The sequence below is a fragment of the Vibrio sp. ER1A genome (genome assembly GCF_000733315.1).
In the GTDB taxonomy this organism is placed as follows: Bacteria; Pseudomonadota; Gammaproteobacteria; order Enterobacterales; family Vibrionaceae; genus Vibrio; species Vibrio mediterranei.
On sequence record NZ_JPJA01000055.1, the window covers coordinates 1 to 3,177 of the forward strand.

Annotated in this window: 2 protein-coding genes; both read right to left on the minus strand. The window is 34.7% G+C overall.

Annotated features, from left to right (window positions below):
* On the minus strand, positions 1 to 383 hold a 383-nt coding region (locus HW45_RS04400; RefSeq protein ID WP_038225168.1), incomplete at its 3' end, for a hypothetical protein.
* 81 nt (positions 384 to 464) lie between these two features.
* A complete protein-coding gene (locus HW45_RS04405) occupies positions 465 to 1,901 on the minus strand; it encodes a hypothetical protein (RefSeq protein ID WP_152559622.1) in 1,437 nt (478 codons plus the stop codon).
* Positions 1,902 to 3,177 lie beyond the last annotated feature (1,276 nt).

A 3,177-nucleotide genomic window follows, 5' to 3' on the forward strand; every position in this document is an offset into this window, starting at 1 on the left:
AAACAAATTAAGTTAGCGTTTTGAATCGATACAGCGGCAAATCGCCAAAAAGTACCGGGCCAATGAGCAATACCTAACTCTAAAACATTCACTAAAATGGCACCTTTAGAGGAAAAACGTTCTAATACATAGGGCGGAACTGTGTCATCATGATAAACTACAACCTCCCAGCCAGGATACGTTTTACTTGACTCCAGAATATTCAAGTACATACACTCACAGTAACCAGGCTCTGAGCCAAATAATGAATATGATAAAATGTTACGCTCAATCTTTGCGTTCCTGGAATGAATTCTATCTTCCTCTGATAACCTTCTTTCACCTTGGATTTTTTCAGAAATCGGGTCATAAACCAAACCTAACTTCTCTTGACCTTTATACATTTTTGGCAGTATCCTCGCTTGTGTTTACTCGACTCAAAGATCAGTATTATATTATCAACTCTAATTATCTATTCATTTCTATTATTTTGAACAAACAACTCGGTTAGTTAAAAATGTTTTAGCGACATTTTTGTGCTCATAGGTTGAGTATATAGCACCGCTATTGGTCCAATATTCTCCTGATTCTAATTTAGTGATGGATTCTAAATTTGAGTAATCTAAGGAGCTCAATAGTTGCCCTCCAAACTTTACGTTACATAGTGACATAGCACTTTCGTAATCTAAATATATAGCTCGTTGCCTATCGCGGTCTAAAAATACTGGTGCAAAGAAATCTGTATTATTATATTTATAGCTCCAGCCTTTTTTAAGCAGCCCTCCTGAAAATGCATCCTTAACTGAGAGGGAAGTTTCGGATAAACTACCAGTCTTATTCCTATTATCGTTAGAATCTTTATTCTCAGGGTTGTTTTTTTTAAAAGGGAAGTAATAGTTCTCACTCTGAGATAAATTTATTATCGAAGATTGTACATGTTTATTGTTCACCGCTTTGATTTCATGCTGACCTAAATATGGGCCAAAAACATCAACTTTCTTACCGGAGCCAACCAAGATACCATCAATGAAAAAATCCGTTTTTACCTTATTACTTTGAAGCGTAAAGGAAACTTGATTCAAACCTATTTCTTTTTGTATCAAATACTCCAATCCAGATGTGAGCTTTTTAGAATACTCAACATCCACTGTATAGAAAACCTTTCCGCTAAGTTCTTGCGTAGCGTTGCTTAGTTCAAATTTCTCAATATTTATTTGCTCACGACCGCCATTAACCAAATAAAAGGTTTCTTTTATTTTCCCCATGTTTTTCGCAAGACATCTCGTTAGGCTCTCAGTTAAATCACAGGTCAAATCACCATTATAGGATTTAGAGTATACAATTCCAGAGGCTGAAGAGTATCTCTTTTTGATTTCGTCGTAAAGTTTAATTAATTTTGATGTTCTGCTATGATTTAATTCATCTAATTTAGAACTTAGCTTTTCCAAGCTTATTTGCTCTGACTTTAGGGAACTAATTGCGCGAGTGAGTTTATTATTTACGCTAGCGATTTCAAAAGATAGAGAATGTAATTTATCCACTCTATCTTCATCATACTCACCATTCAACAACGAATATTCTAACTTATCACTTTCGTCTTTTAGTTTGCTCCTTTCATTTTGCAGCTTTATTTCCAAATAGCGCTTCTCAGCCTCTAATCGGTCAACTTCATTCTGATTATTTCTAATTCCTAGTTGCGCATAGCTCGTGTCATAATTTTCGGTGATATCATTTAGTATTCTTTGCTCTTCTTTGTTAAGTAAGTTAGCTGCTCTCGCTTGAGAAATACTTGACAACGACAAAACTAGGACAAGGGCATGACATGTTACATTCATTGACCGACGAAAACTTGCTCCCCCAGATACAAAACAAGTGTTTAGTTCTGAAGAACCCTTCACTCCAATATGGTTAAATAAAGGCATGGCGTTTAACATTTAATAAAAATAGAATAAATTCTGGAGATTATATACGTTTTCCTTGGCTTTTTTTGTAGGAAAAGCCTTAAGGTTAGATGATCATCTTCGTACACATCCTATCAAAATGATGGTTTATACCAATACCTATTCTAGCTGAGCTCGGAAACATACTGAGTTAAACATGCGAGATAGCGCTCGAGCCGCAAAATATGTCTTTAGCAAACAAGCTCTGTATTCGTTCTATAATCGTATTAAACAAGAAATTTCACATAGAATTCGGAGAGGAATCTTAGAACGTAAAGAAGTTATTTTGAAGGTCATACTTGAACCCTTTGTATAAATCTAGCTTAATCAATCCCCGCATCTATAGCCTTTGTAGACTTCTTTTTGTCTTTTCGTGCTTTGTATGACTTGAGGGTAAATCCAAAACACCCGGTTTCGCACCAAATATTCTAAACGCCTATAAAGAGAAAGAACAACTCCATTAGTGCTAAGCGTTTTAGAACGTTTCTCGTAAAGATGGAGTTAACATTACTTCTTTATGCTAACCACATATGTATAGGTTTACTTATCCAATCCTAAACGGTTACAATAAGTTTTGTTATTCTTCAAGTTGTATTCAATTTGAATTTTCTAGTGCAAGAGAGACTCTATAGAGTATAGTCCGCTTGAAAAGTCAGATTTCAACGAGAACTAATAAGTCACTAGGTGACACTCCTCGGATTTTTATAATTCCACTATAACTAGTGTAACTTAACATTTGCCCAATCGCACTTTACTTAGAATAGTACACTGGTCGTGTCTATCTGATCTTTTTGACATATTAAAACTCCGCTTTATCAGTAAAATTGCTCTTTCTATATCTTTGTTTTTAAGGAAAGGTAATCTACATGAATAGTACTTTTTTTATGTCAGAAGCTGAAATAAAACAATTACAAGGCTATTGGCCGTCACTCTCCAAGCAAGAAGCTTTATATTTTCATCTTATCTCTATAGGGTTCACGAGAACAGATATTGCCTATGGACTGGGTTTTTCGAAAAACTCCATAGATAAAACAATATATCGGATAGCAGAAAAGCTTGAAACTACAACCGTTCATCTCCGTTCGATATACCTAAACCGATTGCTATTTATAGCATTAAATACTTAGCATTAACTTTCAATAGGAAGAAGTGGAGGCAAACCGCCTCTTCCTTCAATTACTGGTTCTTCAAAAATGAGATCATTACCACATAATAATTCAGATATAATATATATTAGAAATATGTATTATGTTTATGC